The 14,118-nt window shown below is 74.0% G+C and carries 15 protein-coding genes and 1 tRNA gene; 4 read left to right on the top strand and 12 right to left on the bottom strand.

Features of this window, described 5'->3' with window-relative positions; all coding sequences use genetic code 11:
• Positions 1-77: 77 nt before the first annotated feature.
• Both J5Y04_RS43700 and J5Y04_RS30420 read left to right on the top strand, forming a co-directional pair.
• On the top strand, positions 78-1,124 hold the full coding sequence (locus J5Y04_RS43700) for a Yip1 family protein (RefSeq protein ID WP_209415616.1): 1,047 nt from the start codon (positions 78-80) through the stop codon (positions 1,122-1,124).
• A gap of 151 nt (positions 1,125-1,275) precedes the next feature.
• Positions 1,276-2,166 carry a metal-dependent hydrolase gene (locus J5Y04_RS30420; protein WP_209415615.1) on the top strand — a complete coding sequence of 297 codons (891 nt, stop codon included), beginning with the start codon at positions 1,276-1,278 and terminating at the stop codon, positions 2,164-2,166.
• Between the two features lie 112 nt (positions 2,167-2,278).
• On the opposite strand, the gene dcd is transcribed toward J5Y04_RS30420, so the two are convergent.
• Positions 2,279-2,854: a dCTP deaminase gene (gene dcd, locus J5Y04_RS30415; protein WP_209415614.1), complete on the bottom strand. Its 576-nt coding sequence runs from the start codon at positions 2,852-2,854 to the stop codon at positions 2,279-2,281.
• Between the two features lie 93 nt (positions 2,855-2,947).
• The gene (locus J5Y04_RS30410; RefSeq protein ID WP_148643912.1) at positions 2,948-3,184 is read right to left on the bottom strand and encodes a hypothetical protein; all 237 of its coding nucleotides are present in this window, start codon (positions 3,182-3,184) and stop codon (positions 2,948-2,950) included.
• A gap of 265 nt (positions 3,185-3,449) precedes the next feature.
• On the opposite strand from J5Y04_RS30410, the gene J5Y04_RS30405 reads away from it, so the two are divergent.
• Positions 3,450-3,520 (top strand) — tRNA-Gly (locus tag J5Y04_RS30405).
• Positions 3,521-3,654: 134 nt separating this feature from the next.
• On the opposite strand, the gene J5Y04_RS30400 is transcribed toward J5Y04_RS30405, so the two are convergent.
• From J5Y04_RS30400 to J5Y04_RS30365, 8 genes are all read right to left on the bottom strand, one after another.
• Positions 3,655-4,047: a hypothetical protein gene (locus J5Y04_RS30400; protein WP_245205744.1), complete on the bottom strand. Its 393-nt coding sequence runs from the start codon at positions 4,045-4,047 to the stop codon at positions 3,655-3,657.
• The gene (locus J5Y04_RS30395; RefSeq protein ID WP_209415613.1) at positions 4,028-4,600 is read right to left on the bottom strand and encodes an RNA polymerase sigma factor; all 573 of its coding nucleotides are present in this window, start codon (positions 4,598-4,600) and stop codon (positions 4,028-4,030) included. Before J5Y04_RS30395 ends, J5Y04_RS30400 begins: the two co-directional genes overlap by 20 nt.
• Before the next feature lie 310 nt (positions 4,601-4,910).
• Positions 4,911-5,384 (bottom strand): carboxymuconolactone decarboxylase family protein, encoded by a 474-nt coding sequence (locus tag J5Y04_RS30390; RefSeq protein ID WP_209415612.1) that lies wholly within the window; start codon positions 5,382-5,384, stop codon positions 4,911-4,913.
• A gap of 224 nt (positions 5,385-5,608) precedes the next feature.
• Entirely contained in the window at positions 5,609-6,733 is a 1,125-nt protein-coding gene (locus J5Y04_RS43695) for a nucleotide disphospho-sugar-binding domain-containing protein (protein WP_209415611.1), read from the bottom strand.
• 207 nt (positions 6,734-6,940) lie between these two features.
• Positions 6,941-7,819 carry an RNA polymerase sigma factor SigJ gene (gene sigJ / locus J5Y04_RS30380; protein WP_209415610.1) on the bottom strand — a complete coding sequence of 293 codons (879 nt, stop codon included), beginning with the start codon at positions 7,817-7,819 and terminating at the stop codon, positions 6,941-6,943.
• A gap of 97 nt (positions 7,820-7,916) precedes the next feature.
• On the bottom strand, positions 7,917-8,681 hold the full coding sequence (locus J5Y04_RS30375) for an NAD(P)-dependent oxidoreductase (RefSeq protein WP_209415609.1): 765 nt from the start codon (positions 8,679-8,681) through the stop codon (positions 7,917-7,919).
• A 204-nt stretch (positions 8,682-8,885) separates the two neighbouring features.
• The gene (locus J5Y04_RS30370; RefSeq protein ID WP_209415608.1) at positions 8,886-9,665 is read right to left on the bottom strand and encodes an alpha/beta fold hydrolase; all 780 of its coding nucleotides are present in this window, start codon (positions 9,663-9,665) and stop codon (positions 8,886-8,888) included.
• Between the two features lie 276 nt (positions 9,666-9,941).
• The gene (locus J5Y04_RS30365; RefSeq protein WP_209415607.1) at positions 9,942-10,544 is read right to left on the bottom strand and encodes a TetR/AcrR family transcriptional regulator; all 603 of its coding nucleotides are present in this window, start codon (positions 10,542-10,544) and stop codon (positions 9,942-9,944) included.
• A 360-nt stretch (positions 10,545-10,904) separates the two neighbouring features.
• Here J5Y04_RS30365 and J5Y04_RS30360 point away from each other — a divergent pair, with 360 nt between their 5' ends.
• Complete coding sequence (locus J5Y04_RS30360) at positions 10,905-11,525, top strand: hypothetical protein (RefSeq protein WP_209415606.1); 621 nt, start codon at positions 10,905-10,907, stop codon at positions 11,523-11,525.
• Between the two features lie 320 nt (positions 11,526-11,845).
• On the opposite strand, the gene J5Y04_RS30355 is transcribed toward J5Y04_RS30360, so the two are convergent.
• Positions 11,846-12,490, bottom strand: coding sequence for a response regulator transcription factor (locus J5Y04_RS30355; RefSeq protein WP_209415605.1), 645 nt, complete (start codon positions 12,488-12,490; stop codon positions 11,846-11,848).
• Positions 12,491-12,635: 145 nt separating this feature from the next.
• On the bottom strand, positions 12,636-13,901 hold the full coding sequence (locus J5Y04_RS30350) for a sensor histidine kinase (protein ID WP_374106144.1): 1,266 nt from the start codon (positions 13,899-13,901) through the stop codon (positions 12,636-12,638).
• Positions 13,902-14,118: the final 217 nt, after the last annotated feature.

The raw sequence follows: 14,118 nt of genomic DNA, 5'->3' as shown, positions 1-14,118 counted from the left end.
GTCACAGGCTCGCTGCAAACCTGCCCCGGCCCTGTGCCCGGCCGACGCGGAGTCAGCCGGACGGGTACCTTCGGAACGTGGCTGGTAATCGATACGACAGCGGTCAGGGCGCCGAACCCCGGGGTGGGTGGTCGGCCCCTCCGCCCCCGCCGGGGGCGTCCGGGGGCTACGGGCAGCCCGGGGGGTACGGGCAGACGGACGGGCCGGAGTACTTCACGGCCCCGCACCGGGGGGCGCCGGGGGGCGGCCAGGGGCACGGGGGCCCGGGCGGGCACGACCCGTACGCCGCCGACCAGCCCGGCCACACCCGGGCGTTCCCGACCGGCGGCGACCCGTACGGGGGCGAGCCGTACCCCTACCAGGGGCAGGGGTACCCGCAGGAGTACGGGCAGCCGTACCCGGACGCCGGCCAGGGCGGCTACGGCGGCCAGGGTGGCTACGACGGGCAGGCCGGCTACGACGGGCAGGGCGGGCAGTACGGCTACGGCCAGGAGCCGGGATACGCCCAGGAGCAGGGCTACGCCCAGGACAACGTCGCGGTCTACCGGGCCGGCGGCCAGTCCGCCCCGCACGTCTCCGGCCCGCGCCCGGCCTGGCGCGAGCTGCTGGTCGGCATCTTCCGGAACCCGACCGCGACCTTCGACCGCACCCGCGACCACCAGGTCTGGCTCCCCGCCCTCACCGTCTCGCTGCTGTACGGCGCGCTGGCCGTGCTCGGCATCGGCCTGACCCGCGACGACGTCTTCAAGTCGACCTTCGGCGTCGCCCTGACCGCCATCCTCGCCGCCGCGGTCTGCTTCACCCTCGCGGGCGCCGTGCTCGGCGGGGTGACGTACGCACTGGCCCGCCAGTTCGGCGGGGACGGCCCGTGGAAGTCGACGGTCGGCCTCGCCGTGCTGATCGGCTGGATGACCGACGCTCCCCGGCTGCTGCTGGCCCTGGTCCTGCCGTCCGACAACATGGTGGTCCAGGTCGTCGGCTGGGCGACCTGGGTGCTCTGCGCCGTGCTGCTGACCACCATGGTCCGCCGGCTGCACGACCTCCCCTGGGGCAAGGCGGCCGGAGCGGCCGCGCTGCAGCTCCTCGCACTGCTGGTGCTGATCAAGCTGCCGACCCTGGGCTGACCCGGACGCGGTGCCCGGCCGATCCGGCCGCGGTACCCGGGCGGATCCGGCGCCCCGGCCGTTTGTCGGGGGCCACGGGGGAGAATGGACGACGGGCCCCGCCTGCGGGGCCCGTTCCGCTTCCACCACCCTCACGCGCTCGGAGCCAGGCATGACCCTCCCCACCACCCACGTCAGCTTCCCGGCCGGGGCGGTGACCGGCGAGTCCGCGGTGCTCGCGGTGCACCCGCTGGACGGCGGCCGGTACGCGGTCGTCACCGAGGCGACCCCGTTCCACCCGCTCGACCACACCTGGCCCGATCAGCCGGCCGACCTCGGCACCCTCACCGTCGACGGCACCGAGCTGGCCGTCGTCGACTGCCTGACCGGCGCGGTCGGCCCGGACGGCGGCGCACCGCTGGTCGGCGCCGACATCCCGGTCCGCCGCGGCGACGAGGAGTGGTCCTGGCTGGTCCTGCACGTGGTCGACGGCGACCCGGGCGACCTGGCCGGCAAGGTCGCGTCGCTCGCCGTCGACACCGAGCGCCGCGCCGCCCTCTGCGCCTCGCACAGCGGCTGCCACCTGCTCGCCCTCGCCCTGAACGCCGCCCTCGCCCCGCGCTGGCGCAAGGACCCGGGTCGCGCCGACGCCTTCGGCAACCCCGACTTCGACAGCCTCGCGATGGACACCTCGGTGATGGACACCGAGGCGAGCACCGACACCTACCGGCTCGGCAAGTCGCTCCGGAAGAAGGGCTTCACCACCGACGCCACCGAGGACTTCCCGGCCCTCGCCGACGCGCTGCCCGCCCTCACCGAGGCCGTCAACCGGCAGCTGGCCGCCTGGGTCGCCGCCGACGCCGCCGTGCGCATCGACGTCCCCGGCCCCGAGCTGACCGCCCGCCGCCAGTGGCACTGCGAGCTGCCCGAGGGCCCCGCGCAGATCTTCTGCGGCGGCACCCACCTGCACCACCTCGGCGAGCTGGCCGAGCTCCGCACCGAACTGCGCCTCTCCGAGGACGGCGGCGAGCTGGTCGCCGTCACCCGCCCCAAGCGCGCCTGAGCAGCCTCGTGAACGCCGCGGGCGGCCACCCCCTGTTTCTTGGGGTGGCCGCCCGCCGTGCGTGCCCTCTGGGTCCGTCCTCGTCCTGCCAGTCCTTCTGCCGCGCTCCTTCTCAGACCTTCGTGCGGTGGAAGTTCATGAACGAGCGGGAGGGCGTCGGGCCGCGCTGGCCCTGGTAGCGCGAGCCGTACCGCTCCGAGCCGTACGGGTGCTCGGACGGCGAGGAGAGCCGGAACAGGCACAGCTGCCCGATCTTCATCCCCGGGTACAGCTTGATCGGCAGCGTCGCGACGTTCGACAGCTCCAGCGTCACGTGGCCGCTGAAGCCGGGGTCGATGAAGCCGGCCGTGGAGTGCGTCAGCAGGCCGAGCCGGCCCAGGCTGGACTTGCCCTCCAGCCGCGAGGCGACGTCGTCGGGCAGCGTGATGACCTCGTAGGTCGACGCCAGCACGAACTCGCCCGGGTGCAGGATGAACGCGTCGTCGCCCTCCGGCTCGACCAGCCGGGTCAGGTCCGGCTGCTCCTCGGAGGGGTCGATGTGCGGGTAACGGTGGTTCTCGAAGACCCGGAAGAAGCGGTCCAGTCGCACATCGATACTGGAGGGCTGGATCATCGCAGGGTCGAACGGGTCGATCACGACCCGGCCCTTGTCGATTTCGGTCCGGATGTCCTTGTCAGAGAGCAGCACGCTTCGAGGTTACGTGCACGACGCGGCCCCGGACGAATCGCCCGGGGCCGCAGCTGTCACTCCCGTCCCGCCGCTACGCGGGTTCCGCCCCGGTCAGGCCAGGAACTCCGCGGCCTCCAGCCGCATCGCCCGGGCCAGTTGCGGCTCGGACAGCTCCCGTACGTCGGCCAGCACCGAGCTCCGCAGCCGTCCACACTGCGGACAGCGGATCAACCGGCCGGGCCCCAGCCGGCCGGGCCCGAGGTTCTGCATCGGGAACGTGGTGGTGCTGAACAGGTGCCCCTCGGCACAACGAACGACGGCGCGCTGCTCCATCGATCCCCTTCCCATCCTTACCGCAGTACTCACCCGTACTCATCGCGCCCCGAACGGCCAGGCCCCCCGGGACAGCGTCACATTAGGGGAACTTCCGGACATTCCACATCGCGGCTCGCCGCCCCGAAACCCGCCCGCCGGAGCTCTCTCACGCGGCCCAAACAGTACGCCCCCACCCCGCCCCCGCACGGCTCCGCCACGGCCCCCCGTCACCTGTGCAACAGGCCTCACGGATGGGGTACAGTGATGACGGATCGAGCGGTCTCTGACGGCTCGTCAGGCGGGCGTAGTTTAATGGTAGAACATGAGCTTCCCAAGCTTAGAGCGCGAGTTCGATTCTCGTCGCCCGCTCCGAAGGAAAGCCCCAGGTCGATGACCTGGGGCTTTCGTGTTGTCCGGGCCGATCCGCTCCGCCGGGCCGGATCGGTGCCGGAGGGGCGCCGTTGGGGCGTCCGAGCGGTGGATTCCGCCCGCCGGGTGCCCGCTCAGCGGCGGCTGGCGGCGGCGGCCTGCGGGCGGTCCGCTCCGGCGCCCGTGAGCAGGTCCACCTGCGTGGCCACGTGAAGGCCCGTGGGGGCGGTGACCGTTTTGGCGGCGTGCTTGTCGTGGCCGGCGACGACCAGACTGCACTGGCCGTTCTCGCAGGAGCGCTGCAGCCGGCCCCTCGAAACGGTCTGCGCCAGCCCGATCGCCCAGCACATCGGACACCCGCGCAGCGCGAGCAGGCCGACCGGCAGGAGCAGCAGGCCGACCGGGCCGACGACCGGTATGAGTGCGACGGAGCCGACCAGTGCGCCGAACCCCACCGCGCCGCGCGTCAGGTGCCGGGGCAGCGAAGCGCTCGCGAAGTCGGGACCGTCAGGCTTCGTTCCCGTCATGGTTCCCTCCAGAAGATCGGCCGGGTGTGGAACGCAGCGTGAGTTGGACCGCCGCGCGTGCTCGGTGCAGACGCGACTTCATCGCCGCCGTGGTGAGACCCAGCGCATCGGCCACCGTCCGTCCGCTGAAGCCCTGGACGTCTCGCATGATCAGCACGCGGCGCTGGTCGACGGGCAGGGCGGCGATCGCCGCCGCCACCCTGCCGGCATCGAGCCGTTGCAGGGCCTCCTCCTCGGCCGAGGCCACGGCGGTGTCCTGCAGCGGTGGGAGGTCCCGCATCGCCGTCCGTGCGCGCCGCAGGCACTCGTTGCGGACGATGCGGAACATCCACGACGCCAGTGCGCCGGAGGCCCGCAGCATCCCGATCTTGCGGTACAGGATGATCAGGGCTTCCTGCGCCGCGTCCTCGGCGTCCTCCGGGGTGGCGCAGAGGGAGCGGGCGAACCGCTGCACGTTCGGGTGTGCGCCCGACACCAGCGCGGCGATCGAATCGACGTCACCGCGCTGTGCGGCGACGACCAACTGCTCGCCGGGCCAGGCCGAGTCAGCCACGCCCGCCCCGCTTGCGCTTCACGACGAGCATGCAGGTGCAGAGCAGCACCAGTGCGACGGCGATACCGACACCGAGGATCACGACAACCTCCAGGTCCTGTCCCGACGTTTGTCGGCACGGGTATAAGAGGCGCGGACCGTGCCGAAGGATTCGGGCCCCGCCCGGAAAGTTTCCCGGGCCTCGGCACGGTGGTGGGCCGCAACGGCGGCAGGCCCCGGGTCGGCAACCCGGGGCCTGCCGTTCGAGGTCAGGTGTGGAAGGGGCGGGCGGCGAACCGGCCCCGGGCCGCGGAGGCGGCCCGGGCGTGGCTCAGGAGAACTGCCCGGGCTGGTAGTCGCCGGCGGGCTGCTGGATCATGACGTTCGCGCGGTTGAAGGCGTTGATGAGGGCGATGCCGCACACCAGGGCCGCGAGCTGGTCCTCGTCGTAGTACTTGGCGGCGTTCGCCCAGACCTCGTCCGGGACTCCGCCGGCCGCGTCGGCGATGCGGGTGCCCTCCTCCGCGAGTTCGAGGGCGGCGCGCTCGGCGTCGGTGAACACCGTGGCCTCCCGCCAGGCGGCGACCAGGTTGAGGCGCGTCGCGGTCTCTCCGGCGTGCGCGGCGTCCTTGGTGTGCATGTCGACGCAGAAGCCGCAGCCGTTGATCTGGCTGGCGCGCAGCTTGACCAGTTCCTGCGTCGCGAACGGCAGCGTCGAGTCCGCGAGGACCTTGCCCGCCGCGACGAGGTGCTTGCCGAACTTGGCGGTGACCGGGTTGGTGAAGACGTTCAGACGGGCTTCCATCGTGCACTCCTTGTCGTTGTCCGCTCTCGCCCTTAAGACAGGACAGCCCGGCGGGTTGTGACATGGAGCGGATGTGACGTGCGTCTCGTCAGGTGCGACGCCGGAGGGCGCGTGGTCGGCGTGGTGGGGTTCGGCAAGGACGGGACCCCGTCCGGCTTTCGCCGGGCGGGGTCCGTTGGCCTCCGGGGTGCAGGGATGTCGGAGTGCCGGGGTGCCGGGGTGGGTCAGTGGGCGGCGGCGAGGGCTTCGAGGGCGGGGACGAGGGCGGCCGGGGACGGGAGGGCGGCGTTCTCGGCCTGGAGGGCGGTGGCGGCCGTGCGGAGGGCCGGGTCGGTGAGGAGGCGGGTGAGGAGCGGGGTGTCGACGTCGTCGGAGGCGGAGCGCAGGGCCGCGCCGGTGGCGGTGAGGGCGTCGGCGTTGGCGAAGTGGTCGGCGCCCTGCGGGAGCAGGAGCTGGGGGATGCCGGCCTGGAGGGCGGTGAGCATGGTGCCGGAGCCGCCGTGGTGGATCAACGCGTCGGAGGTGGTGAGCAGTTCGGCGAGCGGGACCCAGGGCAGCGCGCGGACGTTGGCGGGGAGGGTGCCGAGCGGGGAGAGGTCGGCGTCGCCGACGGCGAGCAGGAACTCGGCGTCCACCGCGGCGGCGGCCTCGATGAGGCGGACGATCGCGCGGACGCCGTCCAGCTCGGTGAGGACGGTGCCCAGGGTCACGGCGACGCGCGGGCGGTCGCCGCGGCTGAGCAGGCCGGCGGGGACGAGACCGCCGCCGTTGTAGGGGATGTAGCGCATCCGCAGACCGTCCGGGTCGCCGCCGAGCGAGGCGGGGACGACGTTCAGGGCGGTGGCCGCGGCGGGGCCGGACAGGCCGTGGGCCTCGTAGACGTCGGTGAAGTTCGCGGCGATCCGCGCGGCCATGCCGTGGCCCGAGGTGACGCCGAAGTTCTGGATCGCCGAGGGGATCTTGAGCTTGGCCGCGACCAGCGGGGCGGAGGCCTGGAAGGAGTCGAAGACCAGCAGGTCGGCACCCCAGTCGCCGGCGACGGCGAGCAGGCCGTCGACGGTGGAGCGGGAGGCGATGGCGAAGCCCCTGGCCGCCATGTCGAGGATCTCGTCCTGGGTCTTGTCGGCCGCGACGTACTGGACCTTCTCCCCGGTGTGCTGCTCGAACGCCTCCCGGACGGTGCGGCCGTCGCCGATCTCGGTGATCGGGAAACCGGCGGCCCGGAGCGGCTCCAGCGGCCTCGAACCGGCGAACAGCACGTCGTGCCCGGCGCTGCGCAGGGCCTGCGCGGTCGGGATCATCGGGAAGAGGTGGCCGGCCGCGGCCGGGCCGGTGAAGAGTATGCGCACGGATGTCTCCTGGTCATTCGTCAGTCGGTGGGGCGCGGGGTCGTCCGCCGTCCACGGCCGGGGCCCGTCGCCCTCTTCGCTCCGTGAACTGACGGACGGTCAGTTCGTGTTCCCGGGGGGATCGGTAATCGGACGTTTTGGCGCAGGCCTTGCCGGCCGGGGCGGGGTGTGCTCGGGCGTACGGGGGCGGCGGGGCGGTACGACCGGTCAGAGCGGCGGGACGGGGAGGGTGCGGAGCCGGTCGGGGTCGGCGAGGAGGTTGATCTCGGTGATCCGGCCGTCGACGACGGTGAGTGCGAGGACGGAGAACAGTCGGCCGTCGGGGGCCGTGACCAGGCCGAGGGTGCCGTTGACCAGGGCCGGGCGTGCGAGCGGGGCCAGGCCGCGGAAGAGCAGCGCCTGCTGGGCGACGGCGGCGGCGCCGTGGACGAGGAGGGGCAGGGCGCCGAAGCGGGTGGCGCCGACGTCCGCGCGGAGGGTGACGTCCGGGTCGAGCAGGGTGACCAGGGCCTCGAAGTCGCCGGTGCGGGAGGCGGCGAGGAAGGCGTCCAGAACGACGCGCTGGCGTGTGAGGTCGGTCTCCGGGGTGGCCGCCCCGCGGACCCGGCGGCGGGCTCGGCTGGCCAGCTGCCGGGTGGCGGCGGGGGTGCGGTCGACGATCGGGGCGAGGTCGTCGAAGGGGACGGCGAACATGTCGTGCAGGACGAAGGCGAGCCGCTCGGCCGGCGGCAGGGTGTCGAGGACGACCATCATGGCCAGGCCCACCGAGTCGGCCAGCAGCGCCGCCTGTTCGGGGTCGGCCTCGTCGGCCCGGCCGATCACCGGGTCGGGCACGTGGGTTTCCAGCGGCTCCTCGCGCCGGGCGGCGCGGGAGCGGAGCTGGTCGAGGCAGACCCGGCCGACGACGGTGGTCAGCCAGCCGGCCAGGTTGTCGACCCGGGAGGCGTCGGCGCGGCTGAGCCGGAACCAGGTCTCCTGGACGGCGTCCTCGGCCTCGCTCAGGGAGCCGAGCATCCGGTAGGCGACCGACCTCAGCCGGGGGCGCTGCTGCTCGAACTGCCGGGCCAGGGAGTCGTCGTGGTTCATCGTGTGCCGTCGCAATCCGTCGTCGGGCTCCGCCGGGTCGCGGCGGGCCGGCCCCTGTCCGATGTCTGACGATAGGTCTGTCATGGTCGTCCGGGGGTCAGTTGGCGACGCCGACGGTCCGGTGGACCGACTCGGGGCGGTCCAGCAGGCCGAGCATGCAGTGGGCGACGTCGGCGCGGGCGACCGAGAGGCCGCGGCGCACGTTGCGCCCGTACGCCGTCCGGTAGTCGCGGGTGAGCGGCTTGTCGGTGAGGCGGGGCGGGCGGACGATCGTCCAGTCGAGCCCGCTCGCGCGGACCACGTCCTCCATCTGCGCCAGGTCGGCGTAGTGGCGGCGGAGCGCGGCCCGGGTGAGCGGTGCGCCGAGGTGGCGCATGAAGAAGCCGTCCCCCGGGTCGTGCCGGGGCGGCTCCGGGCGGGCGGGCGAGGGGACGGTGCCGATCGGGGCCGCGCTGACCACGATCAGGCGCTGGACGCCGACCTCGCGCATGGCGGCGGCCACGGACCGGGTGCCGCGCCAGGCGACCCCGGCCTCGGCGCCGGAGCGCGGGCCGAGGGCGGAGAGCACGGCGTCCGCGTCGGCGATCGCGGTGCGCAGGGCGGCCGGCTCGGCGGCGGCCAGATCGGCCTGGACGACCCGGACGCCCTGGACGACCCGGACGCCCTGGACGACCCGGGCGGTCTGGGCAGCCCGGGCGGTCTGGGCAGCCCGGGCGGTCTGTGCGGCGGGTGCGCGGCCGGTGGTGTCGGACAGCCCGGCCGGGTTGCGGACCACGGCGGTGACGTCGTGGCCCGCCGCGAGGGCCTGGGCGAGGAGCTGCCGTCCGATACCGCCGGTGGCGGCGAGGATGGTGAGTTTCATCTGCTGCCTCCTGTCTGCGAGGGGTGGCGTGCGGCGGCGACACCCTATGAGCGGATCGGAGGCCCGAAGTGTGACGACGGGGGCGGCGAATGTGACGCAGGTCACATCGCCGCCCGGGTGGCGGGGGTCCCTGCCTGCCGGGGCTCGGGCGGCGGGGATTCCGGGCGGCGTGGGTCCCTGGATGCAGGGCTCGGGCGGCGGGGCTCAGGCGGCGGCGAGGAAGTCGCGGACGGTCCGGGTGAACGCCTCGGGCTGCTCGGCGAGCACGACGTGGCCGGTGTCGAACTCGGCGTACTCGCTGCCGGCGATGGCCGCGTGCAGGCGGCGCGCGTTCTCCACCGGGATGGTGGCGTCCTGGGTGCAGCCGATGACCAGGGTCGGAGCCTGGACGTGGGGGAGCAGGGTGGTGATGTCGAGGTCGAGGTCGAGGGCGATGTGCCGCAGGGTGCCGGGGGTCGGCTGCATGAAGGCGGCGGCGGCCTCGACGCCCTCGCGGCCGATCCGGTTGAGGAACCCGCGGCTGAAGGCGGTGAGGGTGGCGTAGCGGCCGAAGGCGGCCGGGTCGCCGGCGAGGGAGAGCCAGACGGTCATCATGTTGCGCAGGTACTCGTCGTCCGAGTTGATCCAGCCCGAGGCGGCGACCAGGCGGCGCACCTGGTCGGGGCGGCGGGCCGCCGCGGCGGTGGCGATGACGGCGCCCAGCGAAAAGCCGACCACGTGGACGGGGCCGCGCCCGGCGTGCTCGATGACGGCGTTGACCTGGGCGGCGAGGGCGTCGATGGTCAGTTCGGCGCCGTCGTCCTCGGCGGCCTCGCTGCCCGACAGGTCGGGGAGCAGCAGGGTGTAGCGGTCGGTGAAGGCGTCCAGCAGGTTGTCCCACATGCCGGAGCCGGGGCCGGTGCCGTGGACGAGGATCACGGTCTCGGGGCCGTCGCCCACGACGCGGTAGGGGATGCGGGCGGCGTCGACGGTGATGGTGGGCATGGCGGGTGGTCCCTTCCGAGGGGGGTGAGGTGCTGACAAGAAAGTAAACTACACGGTGCAGGGCATTGATTCAACTACACCGTGCAGTGCAATGTCGGGCTGGGTAAGAGCCGTGCGAGGCCGGGTGTGTGGCGAGGGCCGGTGTGCGGCCCGGCCGGATGTGCGGCCGGGGTGCGTGCGCGGCCGGGGTGTGTGCGGGGCGAGGGCCGGTGTGCGGAGAGGGCCGACCCCGTTCGTTCCGGGGTCGGCCCTCTCCGTGGCGGAGGCGGGGTGGCGTCAGCCGTACAGGCGCAGGAAGGCCCGGATGCCGGCGGTGACGCCCGCCTCCAGGTCGGCGTCGGGGAGCGGGATCGCGCCGAAGAAGCTGGCGTCGGCGGCCCCGCTGAACGTCAGCAGGGTGAACTGGGTCGCGGCCAGCGTCGCGTCCTCGACGTGCAGCAGCCCCTGGTCGGCGAGGCGGCCGAAGTGCGCGGCGAGGTCGCGCTGGGAGGCGAGCGGGCCCGCATCCAGCCAGGCGCCGAGGACCTCGGGCGGGATGTTGCCGGCCTCGGCGCGGATCGTGCGGCCGAGCGCGGAGTGGTCGCCCGCGGTGAGGACCGCCCGGGCGCGGTCGAGGGCGAACGCGGTGAGGTCGGCCTCCAGGTCGACGATCTTGTGCAGGTGGCGGTCGGCCAGGGCGGCGATGACCTCGGTCAGCTCGCCGGCGGTCTCCAGGGCGACGGAGAGGAACAGCTTCTCCTTGTCCCCGAAGTGGTTGTAGATGGTCCGCTTGGACACCCCCGCCTCGGCGGCGATCGCGTCCACGCTGGCGCGGGTGTAGCCCTCGCGGCCGAAGACCGTGCTCGCCGCGCGGGCGATGGCCTGCCGCTTCTCCGGCATCCGGCGCGAACCCGTGGCCGGTGCGGCTGCCCCGGAGGGTGCCGGGGTTCCTGAGGTCCCTGGGGTCATCGGGCGGTCTCTCCTTCGGGCTGATTACACTACTCGGTGCAGTGTATGCATGTCGGCCCTGCGTCGCGGCAGGGGCGGCCGACGTGGTCCGGGCGGCCGAGCTCGGCCGAGGTGGTTGAGTGAAGGGGTCCGGCCGATGTGTACGGGAGCGGCAGAACGTGCGCCCGGTACGTCGGCGGCGGAACTGGCACGGCGCGGCGGGCCGTCCAGGGAGTGCAGAGGAACGGAATCCCTTCCCGGGTTGAACGCCGGGAGAAGACGGAGGCCCCGGTGCAGCCAGGTGGTGCCGAAGTGAACGTCGAGACTCCCGCCGGAACGCTGCCGGCGTCCGCGCCGCCGGCCGTCCCGTCCGCGCGTACCGCGCCGGTGGACCAGGCGGCGGCCGCCGTGCGCTGCGAGAGCCTGTTACAGGACTCGTTGGACGCCGTCCGGCCGCCGCTCACCTGGCGGCACGGGGCCGCCCGGGCCGGTGCGCGACTGCCGCTGCCGGGGTCGGGTCCGGACGACGCGGCCGTGCACTGGTACGTCGGCCGGAGCCGGGACATCGTCACCATCGTCTCGGCGGCCCGTCGGGCGGCGCTGCCGGCCATGGTCGAGACGCAGTGGCGCCGGCGCGGCTGGACCGTGACCTCGGTGAACGCCGGATGCGAGCGGCCCGGCCTCGCGGCAATCACGCCGGACGGCTACCGGCTCGCGCTGGAGTTCGGCGAGCTGGGCGAGGTGCGGCTGACGGCGGTCTCGCCGGGAGTGGCCCGGTCGGAGCGGCCGGAACAGCCGGAGTGGTCGGAGCAGTCAGGGCGGCCGGAACAGTCGGAGCGGCCGGCCGGCAGCTGGGGCGAAGTGCCGGGATCCCCGGGCTACTTGGCGCGACTGCCGGAGGTGTGCTGCCCGTTCTGGAGTGCCATGGGGTAGCCGGGGCGAGGCGGTGCGCGATCCGGTGCGGGGGTGGTGTCGGACGGGGAGGCGAGGCGCGGAGCGGGTCCCCCCGGACACGCTCCGCGCCGCCTCGTCGCACGGCTTCGGCGCGCGTCGCTCCCCCCGGACTCCCCGGCCCGCGCCGTCCCCCCTGGCAGTGCCCTCGGACGAGGGCGGTCCGCACAGGCCTCGGCGAGCTCCCCTGGTGGCCGGAGGCGTCGTTGATCTCCACGCTAACAAACCGAGTGGTTGGTTTGTCAATGATCGGATCCACGAAACATCCACATCTTCGCTGCGGAGCGGGATCGCGCGGACACTCAGCGCAGCAGTCTGCGCTCCTTGGCCACGGCCACCGCGCCGGAGCGGGTGTCGACGCCCAACTTGTCGTAGATCCGGCCCAGATGGGTCTTCACCGTCGCCTCGCTGATGAACAGCGCGCGGGCGATCTCCCGGTTGCCCAGGCCCTGCGCCAACTGGGCCAGGATCTCCTGCTCCCGCTCGGTGAGCTGCGGGACCGGCGCCCGCATCTGGGCCATCACCCGGGAGGCGACCGGCGGAGAGAGAACGGTGCGGCCGCGCGCCGCCGCGTGCACCGCGGCGAACAGTTCCTCCGGCCGCTCGGCCTTCAGCAGGTAGCCGGTGGCGCCCGCGCCGATCGCCCGGGTGATGTCGGCGTCGGTGTCGTAGGTGGTGAGGACCAGGACGTGAGGAGCGCCGGGAGCGGCGGTGATCCGGCGCGTGGCCTCCACACCGTCGATGCCCTCGCCGAGCTGGAGGTCCATCAGCACCACCTGGGGCGCGAGCCGGGCGGCCAGGGCGACCGCCTCCTCCCCGTTGCTCGCCTCGCCGACCACCTCGATGTCCCCGGCGCTGGCCAGCAGCGCCAGCAGGCCGGCCCGGACGACGGCGTGGTCGTCACAGACCAGTAGGCGGACCGGCTGTGTCGAGGGGACGGCGCTCATGCGCACCTCTTGATCGTTCGTTCGGCGGGGATTCGGTTGGCGGGGGTCTGTCCGTCGGAGGTCTGTCCGGCCGGGGTTCGTCCGTCGATCGTCCGTCCGTCGATCGTCCGTCCGTCGACCGTCCGCCCGTCGGCGGTTCGCTCGCTCATCGTGGCTCCAGCGGGATCGCGGCGGAGACGACGGTGCCCTCGCCGGGTGTGCTCTCGACGGTCAGGGTGCCACCGAGCTGGCGCAAGCGGGCCCGCATCGCGGGCAGTCCGTGGCCGCGTCCGGCATCGGACCGGGCGCCAACGGCGGGCTGCCCGCTGCCAACCGTCCCGTCGGTCCGGAACCCCCGGCCGTTGTCGGCGATGTCCAGGACGGCCTGGTCGCCGAGGAAGGAGAGCGTCAGCGCGGCGGCCGAAGCGCCCGCGTGCTCCCGGACGTTGGCCAGCGCGCCCTGGGCGATCCGCAGCAGCGCGGACTGGGCGGCGGCGGGCAGCGGCACCGCGGTGCCGTCCAGGTGGAAGCGGACCGGCAGGCCGCTCTCGGCGGACTCCCGCTCGGCGAGCGAACGCAGCGCCTGGTCCAGCGTGCGGCCGTCGGCGAGTTCGGCCGGTGCGAGGTCGTGGACGAAACGGCGGGCCTCGGCCAGGTTGCGGGCCGCCACCTCGGCGGCGGTCCGCACGTGGGTCCGGGCGGTCGCCGGGTCGGCGTCCCAGGTGCGGTCGGCGGCCTGGAGCAGCATCTGCTGGCTGGAGAGGCCCTGGGCCAGGGTGTCGTGGATCTCCATGGCCAGCCGTTCGCGCTCGGCCAGGGTGCCCTCCCGCCGCTCCGTGGCGGCGAGTTCGCGCCGGGTGCGGCGCAGGTCGCGGATCAGCGCGCGCTGCCGCTCGGCCTGCCGCTCCATGAAGAGGAAGACGCCGGTGGCCAGTGCCGCCACGGCGGGCGGCAGCAGGATCAGGTTGGCGTCCACGCCGCCCAGCCGGACCTCGCCGACCACCACCAGGAGCGTGAGCGCCGCCACCATCGGGATCGCCGCCCGCGCGGGCAGCGTCCGCAGGGCCGTGTAGACCAGCGGGACGGCGCACCACGCGAAGCTCGGCGCCAGCAGCACCAGCACCACCCAGAGCGCGACCACCAGGGCCAGCGGCCAGAGCCTGCGGTGCTGCCCCGGGGCGGGCGGGCGGCGGTGGGCCAGCCAGGAGCCGACCGGCTGGGAGACCGCCAGGGCGAGGCTGAGGCCGACCACCCAGGGGATGCGCGGGTTGCCGGGGTGGTGGCCGAGGTAGCGGCCGAGCGAGGTGGCGAGCAGCAGCAGGAAGGCGGAGTCGAGCAGGACGGCCAGCCGGCCCGCGTCCGGGTCCCCGGCGGTGCCGCGCGCGGTGGTGGTGCCGGGCGCGGTGGTGGTGCCGGGCTCGGGCTGGTCCACGTGCTCGCTCCTCACTCCGCGTCGGGTGCGGTGGTTGCCGCGCTGCCCGGGGCCGACCGGTTCGGCTCACCGGCTCACTGGGCCTGCCGGGCCTGCCGGGCTGATCGGCGCTGACCAGCGCTGACCTGCGTCGATCCCTCGATGGTGACCCGTCCGGCCGGGGCGCGCATCAGCCGATCGGTTGACGGGCCCGTCAACCATCATGCGCGCGAGCGGC

This window comes from Kitasatospora sp. RG8 (assembly GCF_017813315.1).
In the GTDB taxonomy this organism is placed as follows: domain Bacteria; phylum Actinomycetota; class Actinomycetes; order Streptomycetales; family Streptomycetaceae; genus Kitasatospora.
The sequence above is the reverse complement of the archived record's forward strand: the minus strand, read 5'-3'. Positions and strand labels throughout refer to the sequence as shown.

What these genes read in the sequence shown, in the direction of transcription:
- J5Y04_RS30420 (WP_209415615.1), top strand. Translation starts at nt 1,276, where the DNA reads ATGACCCTCCCCACCACCCACGTCAGCTTCCCGGCCGGGGCGGTGACC.
- J5Y04_RS30410 (WP_148643912.1), bottom strand. Translation starts at nt 3,184, where the DNA reads ATGGGAAGGGGATCGATGGAGCAGCGCGCCGTCGTTCGTTGTGCCGAG.
- J5Y04_RS30400 (WP_245205744.1), bottom strand. Translation starts at nt 4,047, where the DNA reads ATGACGGGAACGAAGCCTGACGGTCCCGACTTCGCGAGCGCTTCGCTG.
- J5Y04_RS30390 (WP_209415612.1), bottom strand. Translation starts at nt 5,384, where the DNA reads ATGGAAGCCCGTCTGAACGTCTTCACCAACCCGGTCACCGCCAAGTTC.
- sigJ (WP_209415610.1), bottom strand. Translation starts at nt 7,819, where the DNA reads ATGAACCACGACGACTCCCTGGCCCGGCAGTTCGAGCAGCAGCGCCCC.
- J5Y04_RS30375 (WP_209415609.1), bottom strand. Translation starts at nt 8,681, where the DNA reads ATGAAACTCACCATCCTCGCCGCCACCGGCGGTATCGGACGGCAGCTC.
- J5Y04_RS30370 (WP_209415608.1), bottom strand. Translation starts at nt 9,665, where the DNA reads ATGCCCACCATCACCGTCGACGCCGCCCGCATCCCCTACCGCGTCGTG.
- J5Y04_RS30365 (WP_209415607.1), bottom strand. Translation starts at nt 10,544, where the DNA reads ATGCCGGAGAAGCGGCAGGCCATCGCCCGCGCGGCGAGCACGGTCTTC.
- J5Y04_RS30355 (WP_209415605.1), bottom strand. Translation starts at nt 12,490, where the DNA reads ATGAGCGCCGTCCCCTCGACACAGCCGGTCCGCCTACTGGTCTGTGAC.